Source organism: Cohnella sp. 56, from assembly GCF_037963805.1.
In the GTDB taxonomy this organism is placed as follows: domain Bacteria; phylum Bacillota; class Bacilli; order Paenibacillales; family Paenibacillaceae; genus Cohnella.
On the sequence record NZ_JAZDQE010000005.1, the window covers coordinates 91,597 to 109,317 of the forward strand.

The following is a 17,721-nucleotide window of genomic DNA, read 5'->3' on the forward strand; positions in this document are numbered from 1 at the left end:
CAAAGCATGCGGACGATCAAGGTAGGAACGAGGCAGAGCGCACTGGCCATGACGCAGAGCGGCCAGGCCATCGATGCGTTGAAGACATTGGTACAGGAAGCGGGCCTGGCGCTTGCGTTCGAAGTCGTGCCGATTGTGACCCGGGGCGACAGAATCGTCGATGTGACCCTGTCCAAGGTCGGCGGCAAAGGGTTGTTCGTCAAGGAGATCGAGGAAGCGCTGCTCGGCGGGGAGATCGATATGGCGATTCACAGTATGAAGGACATGCCGTTCGAGCTGCCCGAAGGGCTGATGATCGGCTGCGTGCCGAAGCGGGAGGATCCGCGCGACGCGCTCGTGAATCTGACTGCGAGCACGCTCGGCGATCTGCCGCCGGGCGCACGGGTCGGCACGAGCAGCCTGCGCCGGGCCGCGCAGCTGCAGGCGCGCAGACCCGATCTGCGCATCGAATCGCTGCGCGGCAACATCGATACGCGTCTGCGCAAGCTGGAGACCGAGGGGCTTGATGCGATCGTGCTGGCTGCGGCGGGGCTGCGCCGAATGGGATGGAGCGACCGGATCACCGCCTTTATCGAGCCTGAAGATTGCCTGCCCGCCGTCGGTCAGGGCGCATTGGCCATCGAATGCCGCGTATCGGACGACGAGGTCCGTGCGCTGCTGACGCTGTTCAACGATACGGCCACAGCGCGTGCGGTGGCGGCGGAGCGCGTGTTCCTCGGACTGCTGAACGGGGGCTGCCAGGTCCCGATCGGGGCCTATGCGACGGTCGACTCGGACTTGCCCGATGCCGTCGTCTCGATGACCGGCATGGTGGCTTCGCCCGACGGCGTTAAGCTCCTCAAAGCTTCGGCTTCGGGCATCGATCCCGCGCTGGTAGGCCGGGAGGTAGCGGAGGCGCTGCTCGGCCGCGGCGCGGATACGATTCTTGCGGAGGCGAGAGAATAGATGGATCGCGGAAAAGTGTATCTGGTCGGCGCCGGTCCGGGAGATCCGAAGCTTATCACGGTGCGCGGGCTCAAGGCGCTGCAGCGCTGCGACGTCGTCGTATACGATCGATTGGCAGGCCCGCAGCTGCTGCAGGAGACGCGGCCGGACGCGGAGCGAATCTACGTCGGCAAGCGGCCGGACCGCCACACGATGAAGCAGGAGGAGATCAATCGGCTGCTGCTCGATCTGGCGCTCGAAGGCAAGGTCGTATGCAGACTGAAAGGCGGCGATCCGACGGTATTCGGGCGGGTCGGCGAGGAGGCCGAGCTGCTGCAAAGGCATGGCGTGCCGTACGAGATCGTCCCCGGCATCACCTCGGCCATCGCCGTCCCTGCATATGCGGGCATCCCGGTCACGCACCGCGACATGGCATCTTCCTTTTCGATCGTGACCGGTCATGAGAGCCCGGACAAGCTGGATCGTACGATCCAGTGGGACAAGGTGACGAACGCGACGGGGACGCTGCTGTTCCTGATGGGCGTCGCCAAGATCGGTTATATCAGCGAGCAGCTCATGAAGCATGGCAGGCCGGCGTCTACGCCAGTGGCGCTCGTCAGATGGGGCACACGCGCCGAGCAGGCGACTCTTACAGGGACGCTGGGCGATATTGAGGAAAAGGTGCGCGCAGCCGGCTTCGAGCCGCCCGCCGTCATCGTCGTCGGCGAAGTCGTACGGCAGCGCGAGACGCTGAAGTGGATCGAGTCGAAGCCGCTGTTCGGCTGGCGCGTGCTCGTCACGCGCGCCCGTTCGCAGGCGAGCGAGCTGGCGGAGCGGATCGACGATCTGGGCGGGGAGCCTTATGTGTTTCCCGTGATCGAGACGGTTCGCCAGCAGCAGCCGGCTGAGATCGCGCGGATCCATGCGGCGCTCGCCGAAGCCGGGAGCTACGACTGGGTGATTCTGACGAGCGTGAGCGGCGTCGAGCACTTCTGGGCATGGCTCGCAGAGACGCGTACCGACATTCGCCGCTTCGCGAAGGCGCGCTTCGCCGCGGTCGGCCCCAAGACCGCCGAGGCGCTGCTCGCCAGAGGCGTCATCTCCGAGGCGCTCCCGGCCAAGTATCAGGCCGAGGGGCTGCTGGACAGCCTTGGCGGTCAGCTGGCGCCGGGACAGCGCGCGCTGCTGCCGCGTGGCGATCTCGCCCGCGAGGTGCTGCCGGCCGAGCTGACCAAGGCGGGCGTCGAAGCCGTGGAACTGGACGTCTACGAGAACCGTCTGGTCGTCCAGGAGGACGACACGCTCGCCGAGATGCTGGCGAACGGGGAGATCCACGCGATTACATTTACGAGCTCGTCTACCGTCGTCAATCTGCTGGAGGCGCTGCGGCGTATAGGGATAGACCGCCCGGCAGAGAAGTTGCAGGGATGCGTCGTCGCATGTATCGGGCCGATAACCGCCCGCACGGCGGAGGAGCTGGGGCTCCAGGTGACGCTGACCGCGGAGGAAGCGACGATCGAGAGCTTGCTCGAAGCGATGACGAAGTATCGCGCCGCGTCTCGCGTCTAGAATATAGCGACAGAAAGGTATGATCGATATATGAACACTTCCATCACGCGCCATCGGCGCCTGCGCCGGTCCGCCGGCATCCGCAATCTCGTCCGGGAGACGCGTCTGCATGTGCACGATCTCATCATGCCGATCTTCGTCGCCCACGGCGACAATGTCAAGACCGAGATCTCCTCGATGCCGGGCGTCTTCAACCTGTCGCTCGACCGGCTGGACGAGGAGATCGACGATATCGTGTCGCTCGGCATTCAGGCCGTGCTGCTGTTCGGCATACCGGCGGCCAAGGACGCCGTCGGCACAGGCGCCTACGCGGACGACGGCATCGTGCAGCAGGCGACGCGCCGGATCAAGCGGCTCGCGCCGAACCTGGTCGTCATCGCGGACACCTGTCTGTGCGAGTTTACGGATCACGGGCACTGCGGCGTCGTGCACGAAGGCGATTGCGGCGCGGTCGTGGACAACGACGAATCGCTCGCGCTGCTCGTCCGCACGGCCGTATCCCAGGCGCGCGCGGGCGCGGACATCATCGCGCCGTCCAATATGATGGACGGCTTCGTCGGCGCGATCCGCGACGGGCTGGACGAAGCGGGCTTCACGGACATCCCGATCATGTCCTATGCGGTCAAGTATTCGTCGGCGTATTACGGCCCGTTCCGCGAGGCGGCGCAGTCGGCGCCGAAGTTCGGGGACCGCAAGACGTACCAGATGGACGCGGCCAATGTGCGCGAGGCGCTGCGCGAAGCGGAGACGGACGTGCGCGAGGGCGCGGACATGCTGATGGTCAAGCCCGGCCTGGCGTACCTGGATATCGTGAGGCTGCTGAAGGACAAGTTCGACCTGCCGCTCGTCGTGTACAACGTCAGTGCGGAGTACGCGATGGTGAAGGCGGCGGCTATGCAGGGGTGGATCGACGAGCGCGCGATTGTGATGGAGACGCTGACCGGCATGAAGCGGGCCGGCGCGGACATGATCATCACGTACCATGCCAAAGACGCGGCGCGCTGGTTGAGCGAGCAGTAGGAGCGGCGGGCGATCGCGGGCGCGCACCGGCTGCCGAGGCGCGGCCGGTCGTAGGCGCATGCTGCGGATAGCGGACAAAAAGTCCGCTATGTGCGTGAGCGACGGCGCATCTCGAGGCAATAGCGGACAAAAAGTCCGCTATATGCGTGGGCAGCGGCGCATCTCGGGGCAATAGCGGACAAAAAGTCCGCTATGTGCGTGAGCAGCAGCGCATCTCGGGGCAATAGCGGACAAAAAGTCCGCTACGTGCGTGAGCAGCGGCACATCTCGGGGCGATAGCGGACAAAACGTCCGCTATGTGCGTGAGCAGCGGCGCGTCTCGAGGCAATAGCGGACAAAAAATCCGCTATGTGCGTGAGCAGCGGCGCATCTCGAGGCAATAGCGGACAAAAAGGCCGCTATGTGCAGGAGCAGCGGCGCGTCTCGGGGCAATAGCGGACAAAAAGACCGCTATGAGCGTGAGCAGCGGCGCGTCTCGAGGCGATAGCGGAAAAAAAGTCCGCTATGTGCGTGAGCAGCGGCGCATCTCGGGGCGATAGCGGACAAAAAGTCCGCTATGTGCGTGAGCGGCAGCGCTTCTCGAGGCAATAGCGGACAAAAAATCCGCTATGTGCAGGAGCAGCGGCGCATCTCGGGGCGATAGCGGACAAAAAGTCCGCTATGTGCGTGAGCAGCGGCGCATCTCGGGGCGATAGCGGACAAAAAGTCCGCTATGTGCGTGGGCAGCGGCGCATCTCGAGGCAATAGCGGACAAAAAGTCCGCTATGTGCGTGAGCAGCAGCGCATCTCGAGGCGATAGCGGACAAAAAGGCCGCTATGTGCGGCCGCGGAGCCTGGGATTGGCGCAATAGCGGACAAAAAGGCCGCTATGCGCTAATCCCGTCAGCCCCGCAGCTTGGTCAAGTCGAGCGTATATTCGTTGTGGCCAAATGCGAGGACGCCTTTGGCCTCGAGCTCGCGCAGCACGTCGGACAGCACTTGCTTGGACACGCCCGCCATCTGGGCCAGCTCGTCATAGTTGAGCGCCAGGCGGATGCGGATGAAGACGCCGTCCCGCTTGCCGTGCTGGTTGGCCAGCTGAATCAGGTTTTTCATGACGCGCGTGCGGTCGTCCAGAAATGTCAGATCGTTGACATGCTCGTTGGTCTGCCTGAGGCGTCGGCTGAGCTCGGCCAGTATGCCCTTCGTAATATCGAAGTGCTCCTGCAGCAGCTTCATGAAGCCGGCGCTTGGAATCTCGAGCACGAGCGTCGGCTCAAGCGTCTGCGCCGACGCCGAGCGCGGCAGCCCGTCCAGCAGGGACAACTCGCCGAAGCTGTCGCCCGCGGCCACGACGGACAGCACCTTTTCGTCGCCGCCTGCGCTTCGCGTGAACAGCTTGATCGAGCCGCTCAGCACGACGTAGAAGATGTCGCCCGGATCTTTTTCCTTGAAAAGCGTGCTGCCCGCGGCGAAGCTGCGCCTTTGGGCGATCCGCAATATTTGCTCCAACTGCGCGTCGTTTAATTTATCGAACAAGGACACCTGCTTGAGCCATTGAATCATCGTCATGCCTCCGATTACACCAATGATGCTTCAGTCTACCATAGTCTTTTCCAATCTAGATAGTAGGGATGTGTCGTCATATGTCCGAAACTCGCCAGCATCGCACGGATTCCAGGTCCAAAGCCGCCTTCGAACGGGCCAAGCGCTCGATTCCCGGCGGCGTCAACAGCCCCGTCCGGGCGTTCAAATCGGTCGGGCTCACGCCGGTCGTCATCGAGCGCGGCCAGGGCAGCCGGATCACCGACATCGACGGACAGAGCTATATCGATTATGTGTTGTCGTGGGGACCGCTCATCGCGGGCCATGCTCACCCTGTCGTCGTCGAAGCGATCAAGTCCACGGCGGAAAAAGGAACGAGCTTCGGCGCGCCGACCGAGCTGGAGACGGAGATGGCCGAGCTCGTATGCGCCCGCGTGCCGTCGGTCGAGGTCGTCCGCATGGTCAACTCCGGCACCGAGGCGACGATGAGCGCGATCCGCCTGGCCCGCGGCTACACCGGGCGCAGCCGGATTCTGAAGTTCGAGGGCTCGTACCACGGACATGCGGACAGCCTGCTCATCAAGGCCGGCTCGGGTGTAGCGACGCTCGGTCTCCCGGACAGCCCGGGCGTACCCGAGAGCATCGCCTCCCACACGATTACGGTGCCATACAACGACCTGGCTTCCGTCAAGCTCGCCTTCGAGCGGTACGGCGAGGAGATCGCGGCCGTCATCGTTGAGCCGGTCGCCGGCAATATGGGCGTCGTGCCGCCGCTGCCGGGCTTCCTCCAAGGGCTGAGAGACGTGACCTTGCAGTACGGCAGCCTGCTTATTTTCGACGAGGTGATGACGGGGTTCCGCGTGCATCTGAATTGCGCCCAAGGGCTGTACGGCATCACGCCCGACCTGACCTGCCTCGGCAAAGTCATCGGCGGCGGACTCCCCGTCGGCGCGTACGGCGGCCGCAGAGAACTGATGGAGCGGATGGCGCCGGTCGGCCCGATCTACCAGGCGGGTACGCTGTCCGGCAATCCGCTGGCGATGGCCGCGGGCTACGCGACGCTGAGCCTGCTCGACGAGGCGGCGTATCAGCGGCTCGAACGGCTGGCGGTGCGGCTGCAGGCCGGCCTTGAAGCCAATGCCCGGGAATACGGCATCGCGATGACGATCAACCGCGTCGGCTCGATGGTCTGCCCGTTTCTGACGGACAAGCAGGTCATCAACTTCGAGACGGCCAAGCAGTCCAATACGGAGCGCTTCAGCACGCTGTTCGGCCGGATGCTCGACCTGGGCGTCAACCTGCCTCCCTCCCAATTCGAGGGCTGGTTCCTCTCCATCGCGCACTCGGAGGCCGACATCGACGAGACGATCGCGGCGCATCGTACGGCGCTTTCCAAGTTTTAAGGCGGGATTCCCGAAGTCCGTAGGCATGCCCACCTTTTTGAGGCATATAGATAGATAGGGAGTAATGCCTGCTTCCGGGCGAGATTAATGGATGCGGGAACTCTATGCCGAGAGGGGGAGACCTGTCGTGACGGATTCGTCAAACGGACTTAGATTCGATATTTATGAGCGGGTGCAGCTATCGGACGATGCCCCGGCCATCGAAGCGCTGGAGGAGATCGAGCTGTCGCCGCTCATCGAGGCGGCGGAGCAGGAGGACAGCATCCTGCTGCGAGGGGATTTGCTGCTGAGCGGCACGTATAGAGCGGCCGATGCGGAGGGCGGCGTCGGCAAGCTGGAGCATCGGATACCGGTGGAGATCTCTTTGCCGCTGAGCCGGGTCAGGCAGATCGAGGAGCTGGATGTGGAAATCGATCACTTTGACGTCGACCTGCTGACGGACAGATCGCTGAACGTGACGGGCGTGCTGGGACTTCGGGGCGTACAGACGGAAGTGCGCGAAGCGCCGGTATGGGTCGAAGACGGCTTCACGGTCGCGCACGAGGCGCCCGAGCGCGTATTCTCGCAGGAGGCGGCCGATCCGATCGCCGCCCTGCCTCCGCTGGGCGAAGCGGGCTATGCCGAAGCCGCCGACGCCGGGGCGGCCGCTTCGAGCCGCTTCGACCAATTGGCAGGCGACAATTCGGGTGCGGCAGCCTTCGGCGATCAGCAGCAACCGCCCGCTTATTCGCAGCCCGGCCCGGTCTACCTGCCGCCGACGCAGGCTGCCGCAGGTCCGGGCAGGGTGTCCGAGGCTGCCGCCTCGCCGGTCTGGTACGAGCAGCAGCGCGTCCGTGCCGAGGCCGAGGCGCGTGCGCGCGAGGAGGCGCTGCTGCGGCAGCAGGAGCTCGCGCAGGTCGCCGCCGAGGCACTCGAGCGCCAGCTGGCCGAATCTGCGAGAGCGGAGGCGGTGCGGGCGGCCGAAGCCCAGGCCCGCGAAGCGGCCGAGCGGGAGCGGGCGGAGCAGGAGGCATGGCGTGCGCTGGAGCAGGCCGAGCTGCTGCGACAGCAGGCTGCGGAGCGCGACAGGCAGGAGGAGGCCGAGGCTTGGGAGCGGCTGCTCGCCTATCAGCGTCTTGAAGAAGAAGCGGTGCAGCCGGCCGAGATGGTCTCACAGCAGCCGCAGCAGCCACAGCCGCCCGAGACGGTCTCGCAGCAGCCACAGCCGTCCGACTACCCGCAAGTATACGACACGGCGATCCCGATCCCGGCGGCATGGCCCGCTTCGGCGGAGAGTCAAGGCGAGGCGCAGCAGCCCGCCCAGACGGAGCCGGCCTACTCGCATGGCGCCGCGCCCCAGGCCGGACCTGCCGCTGCCGAAGTCCAGCCCGCCGCATCGGCGCCCGACGCATACGACCGGCCCGAGCAGACCGGCCCGAAGCTCGGCCTATCCGGCAAGGGCGCCGACGGCTCCGGCTCCGACTTCGGGGTGGGCATCCTGTCGCAGCTGGGCGACAAGGGCGCGATCCGCCAGTCCGCCTTGCAGGCGGCCGAAGAAGCCAGGCTGGCCGCTCCGGCGGAGAACAAGGAGCGTGCCTCCGGCGACGAGCTCGAATGGACGCGGCTGTTCCTCGCGCAGGAGTCGGGTCAATCGTTCCGCAAGGTCAAGCTGGCGATCGTGCAGCGGGAGGATACGCTCGATGCGATCGCAGGCCGATACCAGCTGCAGACGCGCGAGCTCCAGTTGTACAACAGACTGTCGGATGCCCATCTTGCCGAAGGGCAAGTGCTGTACATTCCTTGAAGATACGGCGCATCATCGGAGGAGGCGGATTTTTCCGCCTTCTCTTTTTTGAGGACCGTCGCATAAAAGCCTGCATTTCAGCATGCTTGAAGCCGTGCGACGAGCCGAAATGCTAAAATGCCTGCCAATCGGCATCCTTTTGGACGCGATTTTCGAACCCGGGAGGGGGATCGCGTTTCAAAGCCTGCTGTTTTGCAGCTTTAGTCGCACCGGGGCGGGGCGCGGACTTGAAAGGATGCCAATCGGCAGGTTTTTGTCCGTTGTCCTCGAACCGGCGGATCGCACGCACGCCCGGATCGCTTCGCGTCAGGTCCTGGTCGAGATGCTCCGTAATATAATGCCGGCGGATTGCGCGCGCCCGGATCGCTTCTCCGGGGCTCGCCGGCGGCAGCGCCGGGTCGGTCCGCCGAGAGCGCGGCACGGTCGTGGCAGGTTGACTGCATGTGACCGTACAGGTATGATAGGGAAATAAAGACACGGATAGGGATCAGTAAGCAGTCCTACCCTTCAGAGAGCGGAACCGCTGCATGAGCAGCGCTGCGAGGTTCCGCAGGAAGTAAGCTGCCGAAGTCGCCCTGGAGTCTCCCGTTCGAACCAACTGCGTAGATCGGGACGGCAGCAGCCGTTATCCTGCGTTCAAGAGCCGCCGCTTCGCATGTGCCGGAGCCGCGGAATGAAGGTGGTACCACGGAAGTTCAACCTTTCGTCCTTTGCGGCGGGAGGTTTTTGTGTTTTTTAAGCATTGAACGAAGCGTCCGATCCATGTCCCTTTTGGAGGTTGTGAACGAAAATGAGCGATACGAATCAAAGCAAACCCCTCGAGCTGCCTACGACGTACGATCCGACAGGCGCCGAGCAGAAGTGGTATGACGCTTGGCTGGCGGGAGGCTACTTCAAGGCGGGCCTGCGGCCAGACGCACCTAAATATACGATCGTCATCCCGCCGCCGAACGTGACGGGCATGCTGCACATCGGGCATGCGCTCGACCTGACGCTGCAGGACATTCTCATCCGCTTCAAGCGGATGCAGGGCTTCGACGCGCTGTGGGTGCCCGGCACCGACCATGCGGGCATCGCCACGCAGTCCAAGGTCGAGGCCAAGCTCCGCGAAGAGGGCGTGTCCCGCTACGATCTGGGCCGCGAGAAGTTCCTGGAGCGCGTCTGGGACTGGAAGGAGCAGTATGCAGGCTCGATCCGCAAGCAGTGGGCCAAGATGGGGCTTAGCCTCGACTACTCCCGCGAGCGCTTCACGCTCGACGAAGGCCTGTCCAAGTCGGTGCGCGAGGTGTTCAAGCGCTTGTACGACAAGGGCTTGATCTACCGCGGCAAGCGGATCATCAACTGGGATCCGGCTGCGAGGACGGCGCTCTCCGACATCGAGGTCGAATACAAGGAAGTGAACGGCCACCTGTATCACCTGCAATATCCGCTCACGGACGGCAGCGGCCATCTGACGGTCGCGACGACGCGTCCCGAGACGATGCTGGGCGATACGGCGGTTGCGGTTCATCCGGAGGACGAGCGCTACAAGCACCTCATCGGCAAGACGCTGTGTCTGCCGATCGTAGGCCGCGACATTCCGATCGTCGGCGACGAATACGTCGACAAGGACTTCGGCAGCGGCGCGGTCAAGATCACGCCCGCGCATGATCCGAACGACTTCGAGGTCGGCGGACGCCACGATCTGCCGCAGATTATCGTCATGGACGAGAGCGGGCGGATGAACGACCAGGCCGGCCCCTACGAGGGGATGGACCGCGCCGATTGCCGCAAGGCCATCGTCAAGGATCTGCAGGAGCAGGGCGTGCTGATTCGCATCGAGGATCATGTGCACCAGGTCGGCCACAGCGAGCGCAGCGGCGCCGTCGTCGAGCCTTACCTGTCGACGCAGTGGTTCGTGTCCATGAAGCCGCTCGCCGAAGCGGCCATTAATGCGCAGCGTTCGGGCGAGGGCGTGAACTTCGTGCCGGACCGCTTCGAGAAGATTTATTTGCACTGGATCGAGAACGTACGCGACTGGTGCATCTCGCGCCAGCTCTGGTGGGGACACCGGATTCCGGCATGGTATCAAGAGGGCACGGGCGAGATTTACGTTGGCGTCGAGGCGCCCGAGGGCGAAGGCTGGACGCAGGACGAGGACGTGCTGGATACGTGGTTCAGCTCCGCGCTGTGGCCGTTCTCGACGCTCGGCTGGCCGGACAGCACGGACGATCTGAAGCGCTTCTACCCGACGGATGTGCTCGTTACGGGCTACGACATCATTTATTTCTGGGTCGCCCGGATGATTTTTACCGCCCTGGAGTTTACGGGAGAAGTGCCGTTCAAGGACGTGCTCATCCATGGTCTCGTCCGCGACGCCGAAGGCCGCAAGATGTCCAAGTCGCTCGGCAACGGGGTCGACCCGTTCGAGGTCATCGAAAAGTACGGCGCGGATGCGATGCGCTACATGCTGTCCACGGGCAATACGCCCGGCCAGGATCTGCGCTTCCGCTGGGAGAAGGTCGAGCAGGCGCGCAACTTCGCCAACAAGATCTGGAATGCGTCTCGCTTCGCGCTGATGAACCTCGAAGGCTTCAAGGTCGAAGACATCGACTTGAGCGGCAGCCTGTCGACGGCCGATCGCTGGATTTTGCACCGGTTCCACGAGACGGCCCGCGACGTGACCCGCCTGATGGAGACGTACGAGTTCGGAGAGACGGGCCGCTTGCTCTACAACTTCATCTGGGACGATCTGTGCGACTGGTACATCGAATTCGCCAAGCTGACGCTGTACGGCGAAGACGCCGCCTCGAAGAAGAGCACGCAATCGGTCATCGCCTATGTGCTCGACCGCACGCTTCGCCTGCTGCATCCGTTCATGCCGTATCTGTCGGAGGAGATCTGGCAGCATCTGCCGCACGAAGCCGGAGCGACGATCGTCCTCGCCTCCTGGCCGTCCTACGACGCAGCCTTCGAAGCGCCGGATGCGGTCGCGGAGATGGGCCTGCTCATGGACGCGATCCGCGCGGTCCGCAATGTGCGTGCAGAGGTCGGCGTGACGCCGGGCAAAAAGATCGAGCTGCTCGCCAAGCCGACGACGGAAGCGTCCGCAGGCATCTTGATGCGCAACGAAGAATACTTGCGCCGGTTCTGCAACACGTCCAGCCTCACGCTCGATCCGGCGCTCGCGGCGCCGGAGAAGGCGATGACCGCGATCGTGACGGGCGTCGAGCTGTACCTGCCGATCGCGGGTCTGATCGACATCGGCCAGGAGATCGCGCGTCTGACCAAGGAGCTGGCATCGCTGAACGCCGAAGTCGACCGCGTGGAAAAGAAGCTGGCGAACGAAGGCTATATCGCCAAGGCGCCGGCCCATGTCGTCGAGCAGGAGCGCGCCAAGGGCGCGGACTACCGCGACAAGCGCGACAAAGTGCTGGCGCGGATCGAGGAACTGAAGAGCTGATGGGAGGCCCGTGCAGGCATGACTGAACCGCTAGATCAAACCGCCCACCATCATCATCATGACCTTGCAGCCGGCGACAGCGGCTCCGGCAAGGCGTTTGAAACGGCCGACGAAGCGATCGCCTGGATCTCCGGGCTCGCCCCGGTCGTCGGCATCAAGCCGGGCCTCGAGCGGATGGAGCTGCTGCTCGAGCGTCTCGGCCATCCGCACCGGCGGCTCCGGTTCATCCACGTCGCGGGCACGAACGGCAAGGGCTCGGTATGCGCCCTGCTGGCATCCGTACTGCGCCAGAGCGGCTACGACGTCGGTTTGTTTACTTCGCCTTATCTGACGTCGTTCGCCGACCGGATCGACTACAACAACCAAGCGATGCCCGAGGAGGCGATCGTGCGTCTGGCGAACCGGCTGAAGCCGCTGTCCGACGAGCTGGCGTCTTCCGAGTGGGGACCGCTGACGGCTTTTGAGCTGACGACCGCGCTGGCGATTCTTTATTACGCGACGGTGACGTTCCCCGATTATGTCGTATGGGAGACGGGTCTTGGCGGCCGGCTCGACGTGACCAATGTCGTCACGCCGGTCATCAGCGTCATCACGAACGTCGGGCATGACCATATGGACCTGCTCGGACCTGCGATCTCCGATATTGCGAGGGAGAAGGCGGGCATCATCAAATCCGGCGTGCCGGTCGTCTCGACCGTGCTGCAGCCGGAGGCGGCCGCCATCGTGCGCGAGACCGCTGCGGCGCGCAAGGCCACGCTGTATCAGCTGGGCGATCAATTTTCGTACGAGGCTGGAGCGGCGGGGGATGCGTCGCAGTCGTTTTCGTTTACCGATACGTTCCGCAGACTGGACGATCTCGAGCTCGGCCTCGCCGGCCCGCACCAGCTGATGAATGCGTCCGCCGCCCTCATGACGATCGACGTGCTCCGAACCTACTATGCGCTCATCGTCGACGAAGAGCAGCTGCGGGAGGGGCTGCGCAGCGCGTTCTGGCCCGGCCGTCTCGAGCTGGTCAGCCGCGAGCCGCGCATTCTGCTGGACGGCGCCCACAATCCCGAAGGGATGGCCGCGCTGGCGGAGGCGCTCCGGAGCCTGTACAACTATAGCAAGCTAAATGTGCTGATCGCCATGATGCCGAACAAGAATCATGAAGACACCTTAAGGCATATACTACCAATGGTGAACACGCTTGTCGTTACGGAACCGGACCATCATCGCAAGATGGCCGCAGACGAGCTGGCGTCGGTCGCACGGAATACGGCCCTTGCGGCCGGCGGCCCGGCTACCATCATCGTGGAGCCGGATTGGCGCAGGGCGCTTGATACGATACAAAGCCTCGCGGCAGCTGATGCCGAGGCGGAGCCGCTGACGCTCGTCACAGGCACGCTATATCTGATCGCCGACGTCCGTTCCTGGCTCGTCGATCGCAAGACATCTGACAAAGGCTGGTGAAGCGTCGTTGGCAACGGCTGAGCACGTACATTTTATCGGCATCGGCGGCTATGGGATGAGCGCCATTGCCAGAGTGATGCTGGAGATGGGGTACCAAGTGACGGGATCGGACGTCGCCCGTCAGGAATTAACGGACAAACTGGCCAGCAAAGGCGCCCGGATCTACATCGGACACGAGAAGGACCATGTGCGCGGCGCCGACCTGGTCGTCTATTCGACTGCGCTCGCGAGGGACAACGTAGAGCGCGTCGAGGCGGAGAGCCTGAACATTCCGACGCTTCACCGCGCCCAGATGCTGGCACGTCTGTTGAACAGCCGCACGGGCATCGCCGTGGCCGGGGCGCACGGCAAGACGACGACCTCCTCCATGATCGCGCTCGTGATGGAGCTGTCGGGACTGGACCCGACCTACATCATCGGCGGAGAGATCGTGAACGTCGGCACGAACGCGAAGGCCGGCAAAGGCGAGCATGTCGTAGCCGAAGCGGATGAGAGCGACGGCTCCTTCCTCCAGTACGAGCCCGCGGTGGCGGTCGTCACGAACATCGAGGCGGATCATCTGGAAAATTACGAAGGCGACTTCGGCAAGCTCAAGGCCGCCTATGTGCAGTTTCTGAAGCAGGTGCGCTCTGGCGGCTGCGCCGTCGTCTGCGCGGACGACGCCAACGTGCAGGAGCTGCTGCCGCAGGTCGCGGACACGGACGTCATCACGTTCGGCATCGATACGGATGCGAACTACAAGGCCGTCTCGATCGAGCTGGGCGACCGTCAGGCCGCCTTCACCGTCGAAGAGAACGGCACGGCGCTCGGCGTCATTCGCTTGTCCGTACCGGGATTGCACAACGTATACAACGCGCTCGCGACGGTTGTCGTCTGTCTGCGCGCCGGCGTGCCGTTCGAGCGGATTGCGGATTCGATCGTCGAGTTCAGAGGCGCGAAGCGAAGATTCCAGGTGCTCGGGGACGTCGACGATATGCTGGTCATCGACGATTATGCGCATCATCCGACGGAGATTCAGGCGACCATCCTGGCGGCGAAGGCCACGGGCAAGCGGATCATTGCGGTTTTCCAGCCGCAGCGGTATACGCGGACGTTTTTCCTGCTGGATGCGTTCAGCCGTGCGTTCGCGGAGGCGGATGAAGTATATATCACCGACATTTACTCTCCTGCGGGAGAAAAGCAGATCGAGGGCGTGACCTCCTCCCGCCTCGTACAGCTGATCGCCGAGAACAGCAATGCCAACGTCACCTATGTGCCGACCCGCGAGCAGGTGCGAGACCTGCTCGCCGAGCGGGTGCGGCCGGGCGATCTGGTGCTGACGATGGGCGCCGGCGATATCTGGAAGACGGCCGACGAGCTGGCCCAAATATTGCGCGACCGCGCGGGGAAATAAGACGTGCCGGCAATCTGCTCTCGCGTTCTGTCGCGCGGCACGTTTAAGGTTGTATCGCAAGGCAAAGGACCGTCTGGGATGCAAGCTTCCTGGCGGTTCTTTTATATTAGCGCAGCGCTAGGCTGCATGGCGCGGTTTTGAATGTGAGGGCACGGTCTTTATTCATTGTTCTTTGAATCGTCCGCAATCATATTTTCTCTCTCCCGCTCATAGAATCGAATTAATAGATTACGAAGCAGGGAGAGAAGCGAGAGATGCAGCCACCCGCCAGAATGACCTTCAAATTCGACGGCAATCTTCCACGGGAAGTCAGGAGTACCGATAACGCGCCTCATCTTGAAAATCAATCGTCCGGAACTGCGACGGACGGCCGGGGCGCCGCGACCGTCAGTGCGGACAAGCATACCGTCTTCAGACCGCGGGGATTCTCGCAAAAACCCGATCGGGCTGCCGTCGGCGCTGTGGCGGGCGGGTACCGGCTGCCGGGAAAAAGCGCGCACTTGGCGGGGGAGCGTCCCGTTCCGGCTCCGGCCGGCAAGCGGGACGGCTATGCAAATTCGCATGCCGGCGCGCCCGATGCCCGCAATTCGTGGCAGAGTCCCTACCAGGACGACGTCGAGGCGCTCGAGGATATGATACGCGGGACGGACGGGACGGGGACAGGTCGCGTTCAGCCCGACAAAACGATCAGGGCGGACCGGAAGGCGCGAGGGACTGCGTACGACCCCGAGACGGGCGCCGAGGTCCAGCGGGCCGGCAGACCGGCCGCTTCGCGCGCCGCTCGACAGACCGCTCCTGCGGATGCGCCGCCCGCCCCGGAGCGCATCGCGGCGCCAGCTGCACCGCAAATGGCCGCGCCGGCTCCGCTGCTGACCGCCGCGCCGCGCAACCGCGCACCTCGGACCGCCGCACCGGCCGAACGTGTCGCGGGCTTCCGCAAATCAACCGGCGGCTATCCTCCGGCTGCGCCGGCGCCTCGCGATCGGCGCGAGCTGCCGGAATACGGCGCGGGGCGGGACGCAGCCCCCTTTTCGGACGCTTATCCTTCGGAAGATGTCTATGACGATTACGGGGAATACGGACATTACGGCCGCGATGACGATATGGGCAATCGCGCTCGGCCAGGCGCGGAGGCAGCGGACGACGATTCGTTCGGGCATGGATACGAGACGAGACGCCGCGGGGGGCCGTCATGGCTTCGCATCTTCCTGTCGGTCGCCGGCGCGATCGTGACAGGCGCCTTGTTCGGCTATATCGTGCTGGCGCTGTTCACGGGCGAGCCGCTCCTGCCGGTGGGCGGCGGGGACGATCCGACGTCCTCTGCGGCCGTGCAGGCCGGAGGGAGCATCGCGCCTTCGCCTGCGGCATCGCCTGCCGGAGCAGGCGGCGCGCCGTCCACTGCCGGCGCGGCGAAGGCGACCGCGACCGCAGCGACCAAGGAAGGGGCTGCCAAGGAGCCGCAAGGCGGTACGACAGACACCGTGCGCGATGCCAAGGTCCCCTCGTCCGTCAGCTACTTGCTGCAGTACGGCGTCTTCCAGAACGGGGACAGCATGAACGAGGCGGTGAAGGAGCTTGCCGCCCAAGGCATTGCGGCCGCAACGGATACGTCGGACGGGTTCCGCGTGTATGCAGGCATCGCGGCTACCAAGGCCGATGCCGAGCAGCTGGCGGCGGTGCTGACCGATTCGGAGCTTTACGTCAAGGCGCTGGACAACAGGGCGCTCGACTTGCCGCAGACGGCTGCGGCGGTATCCTGGGCGGCCTATCTCGAAGCAAGCGACGGCCTCGGACGTCTGCTGGGCGGGGAATCGGCCAAGCTGCTGGCGCAGGGCGGACGCAAGCCGCTCGGCGAACAGGCCGCCGCAGATATCAAGTCGGCGCAGCGGCAGTGGGAACAATCGACCGCCGGCATGGACGGCTGGTCGGGCAGCCGCCGCGATGCGGCCGCCACTCTCGCAGCCGAGCTCAAGAGCTCGGCGGAGCAAATATCCGGCTACAAGTCCGAGCCGTCCCCCGCGAAGCTTCGGGCTGCACAGACGTCCGCGATGAAGGCGGCGCTGATCGCCCGCACGCTGCGGGAGGAGCTGGGCGAGGACGGGGATTAGAAGTTTTGTCGCGGGCGGCCTCTCCTCGAGAGGCTGTCTTTACGCTTTCCATTGTGCCTGCCGCGTCAGCCACGTATAATAATGAAGCAAGTGTCAAAAAATGGCGGGAGACGTAGAGCGCGTGAAAAAGAATGGATGGATACTGCTTTTATTTGTGTTTCTGGGCATGATCGCCGGCGCGCTCGCCGCGAACTGGCTGAAGAGCGTCCCCGGCATGGATTTTCTCACGCGGACCGTGAAGGTGCATTGGTCGCCTTCCGCCGATCTGCTCGTCCTAACCTATAATATCAATATCGCGCTGAACGTCAGTCTGCTCAGCATCGTCGGCATCGCGCTGGCGATCTGGATCTATCGCAAAATGTAATCGAGAGGAAGACAGCATCTATGCCGCACAACGCCAAGCAAGACCGCAAGACCACGCTCGTACTTGCTTCGACTTCGCCCCGCAGGCAGCAGCTGATCGGGCTGCTGGGACTGCCGGTCGAGATCATGCCCAGCCATGTCGACGAGGATACGCCGGCCGACTGGGACCCGGTGCGCATCGTGGAGGAGCTGGCTCGCCGCAAGGCGTCGGCCGTGCTGGACCGCGCAGCCGGAATCGGCGGCGCGATCGTCGTCGGCAGCGATACGATCGTCGTGCTGGACGGCGACGTGCTCGGCAAGCCGAGGGACGAGCAGGATGCGGCGGCCATGCTCGGCCGTCTGTCGGGACGCGGGCACGAGGTGTATACCGGCGTATGCTGCATCGAGGCCGCGACAGGACGCGCCGTCGTCTCGCATCGTTCGACGCGCGTGTTCATGCGGCAGCTGACGGACGGCCAGATCGCCCGTTACGTCGACAGCGGGGAGCCTATGGACAAGGCCGGCGCGTACGGCATCCAGGAGATCGGCGCGGCGCTCATAGACCGCATCGAAGGAGACTTCTTCACCGTCGTCGGGCTGCCGGTATCTCTGCTGGCGGAGCAGCTCGCGGCGTTCGGCCTGGAGCTGCCCTGACCGCGCTTCCCTATCGATCGCACGGACCGACGCACGCAAGCCGCGACCAGGCTGCGGGGTAGCGTCCATCCGGACGACCTTAAGCCGATATCCGCAGCCGATGCGGG

Annotated in this window: 12 protein-coding genes and 1 other annotated feature; of the genes, 11 read left to right on the forward strand and 1 reads right to left on the reverse strand. The window is 64.2% G+C overall.

Annotated features, from left to right (window positions below; all coding sequences use genetic code 11):
* The first annotated feature begins 6 nt into the window (after positions 1-6).
* From hemC to hemB, 3 genes are read left to right on the forward strand one after another with little or no spacing between them, the layout of a single operon-like run.
* Complete coding sequence (hemC, locus tag VQ071_RS11095; RefSeq protein ID WP_340514065.1) at positions 7-945, forward strand: hydroxymethylbilane synthase; 939 nt, start codon at positions 7-9, stop codon at positions 943-945.
* The gene (cobA, locus tag VQ071_RS11100) at positions 946-2,493 is read left to right on the forward strand and encodes a uroporphyrinogen-III C-methyltransferase (RefSeq protein ID WP_340514066.1); all 1,548 of its coding nucleotides are present in this window, start codon (positions 946-948) and stop codon (positions 2,491-2,493) included.
* A 30-nt stretch (positions 2,494-2,523) separates the two neighbouring features.
* Positions 2,524-3,513, forward strand: coding sequence for a porphobilinogen synthase (gene hemB, locus VQ071_RS11105; RefSeq protein ID WP_340514067.1), 990 nt, complete (start codon positions 2,524-2,526; stop codon positions 3,511-3,513).
* Between the two features lie 882 nt (positions 3,514-4,395).
* Here hemB and VQ071_RS11110 read toward each other — a convergent pair.
* The gene (locus tag VQ071_RS11110) at positions 4,396-5,058 is read right to left on the reverse strand and encodes a Crp/Fnr family transcriptional regulator (RefSeq protein WP_340514068.1); all 663 of its coding nucleotides are present in this window, start codon (positions 5,056-5,058) and stop codon (positions 4,396-4,398) included.
* 80 nt (positions 5,059-5,138) lie between these two features.
* Here VQ071_RS11110 and hemL point away from each other — a divergent pair, with 80 nt between their 5' ends.
* The 8 genes from hemL to VQ071_RS11150 all read left to right on the forward strand — a co-directional run bounded on the left by hemL (position 5,139) and on the right by VQ071_RS11150 (position 17,614).
* Positions 5,139-6,440 carry a glutamate-1-semialdehyde 2,1-aminomutase gene (gene hemL / locus VQ071_RS11115; RefSeq protein WP_340514069.1) on the forward strand — a complete coding sequence of 434 codons (1,302 nt, stop codon included), beginning with the start codon at positions 5,139-5,141 and terminating at the stop codon, positions 6,438-6,440.
* A gap of 127 nt (positions 6,441-6,567) precedes the next feature.
* Positions 6,568-8,223, forward strand: coding sequence for a LysM peptidoglycan-binding domain-containing protein (locus VQ071_RS11120; RefSeq protein WP_340514070.1), 1,656 nt, complete (start codon positions 6,568-6,570; stop codon positions 8,221-8,223).
* Between the two features lie 468 nt (positions 8,224-8,691).
* Positions 8,692-8,937 (forward strand) — a binding site (T-box leader).
* Positions 8,938-9,013: 76 nt separating this feature from the next.
* Positions 9,014-11,665 carry a valine--tRNA ligase gene (locus VQ071_RS11125; protein WP_340514071.1) on the forward strand — a complete coding sequence of 884 codons (2,652 nt, stop codon included), beginning with the start codon at positions 9,014-9,016 and terminating at the stop codon, positions 11,663-11,665.
* 18 nt (positions 11,666-11,683) lie between these two features.
* The gene (locus tag VQ071_RS11130; RefSeq protein ID WP_340514072.1) at positions 11,684-13,117 is read left to right on the forward strand and encodes a bifunctional folylpolyglutamate synthase/dihydrofolate synthase; all 1,434 of its coding nucleotides are present in this window, start codon (positions 11,684-11,686) and stop codon (positions 13,115-13,117) included.
* A gap of 7 nt (positions 13,118-13,124) precedes the next feature.
* A complete protein-coding gene (gene murC, locus VQ071_RS11135) occupies positions 13,125-14,510 on the forward strand; it encodes a UDP-N-acetylmuramate--L-alanine ligase (RefSeq protein WP_340514073.1) in 1,386 nt (461 codons plus the stop codon).
* Positions 14,511-14,764: 254 nt separating this feature from the next.
* Positions 14,765-16,618 carry an SPOR domain-containing protein gene (locus VQ071_RS11140; protein ID WP_340514074.1) on the forward strand — a complete coding sequence of 618 codons (1,854 nt, stop codon included), beginning with the start codon at positions 14,765-14,767 and terminating at the stop codon, positions 16,616-16,618.
* A 121-nt stretch (positions 16,619-16,739) separates the two neighbouring features.
* Positions 16,740-16,982: a DUF4321 domain-containing protein gene (locus tag VQ071_RS11145; RefSeq protein ID WP_340514075.1), complete on the forward strand. Its 243-nt coding sequence runs from the start codon at positions 16,740-16,742 to the stop codon at positions 16,980-16,982.
* Positions 16,983-17,002: 20 nt separating this feature from the next.
* Positions 17,003-17,614 (forward strand): Maf family protein, encoded by a 612-nt coding sequence (locus VQ071_RS11150; protein WP_340514076.1) that lies wholly within the window; start codon positions 17,003-17,005, stop codon positions 17,612-17,614.
* Positions 17,615-17,721 lie beyond the last annotated feature (107 nt).